This window comes from Streptomyces vulcanius (assembly GCF_042653945.1).
Lineage (GTDB): Bacteria > Actinomycetota > Actinomycetes > Streptomycetales > Streptomycetaceae > Streptomyces > Streptomyces mangrovi.
The window spans coordinates 1-682 of the sequence record NZ_JBHSFK010000135.1 but is presented as its reverse complement, the minus strand read 5'-3'; the positions used below and the strand labels follow the sequence as shown (position 1 = coordinate 682).

Here is a 682-nt window from a genome sequence, read left to right as displayed (position 1 = left end):
AGCTGCCGGCCGCTCGGCGGGGGCATCGCCGGGAGGGGCGTGGGTGTCGGTCACGGAGGCCGTGAGGAGTGCCATGAGGTCGGCCGGACGCGCGGGCGTCGCGCTGCGCGGGGGAGTGGTGAGGTCGCGGTTGTGGATCTTGGCGTCCACGAGGTCGGCCAGCGCGCGGGCGTAGCGGTCGACGAGCTGGGGGACGTCGGCCAGACAGTCCGCGCTGCGCGCGGAGATGAGGTCGAGGGCCGCGGCGAGTTCGTCGTCACCGACGTCGACCGGCGCGGGCGCGATGCCGGCAGGCGCCTGTACCTCGTCCGGCCAGCGCAGCAGCTCGACGGTCAGGGCGTCGCCCTGGGGCCGCAGCAGGCCGAGGCGCTCGCGGTCGCCGCGTAGGGCGAGTTTGACGGCGACGGCCTGGCGGCGCCTGGCCAGGGCCCTGGCCAGCAGGAGGTAGGGGCGGGCCCCGGCGGGGGAGTCCTGGGCGGCGAGGTAGTAGGCGCCGGCGCCGAGCCGCCGGGGGTCGACGCCGTCGGCGGGCACGGTACCGAGCAGCTCGATGGTGTGCGCGGTGGGCAGCGGCAGCCGGTCCAGGTCGTCGTCGGTGACCGGCACAAGGGCGCCGGAGGCCTTCTCGTACGCGCGGCCCACGTCCTGCTCGGCGACGCGGGCGCCGTCGAGTTCGCACACC

1 protein-coding gene is annotated in these 682 nt (G+C 76.7%); it reads right to left on the bottom strand.

Translation table 11 applies throughout. The features are described from left to right. Positions 1-682: Ku protein (locus ACFPIH_RS56360; RefSeq protein WP_381188175.1), on the bottom strand; the 682-nt coding region annotated here is incomplete at both ends.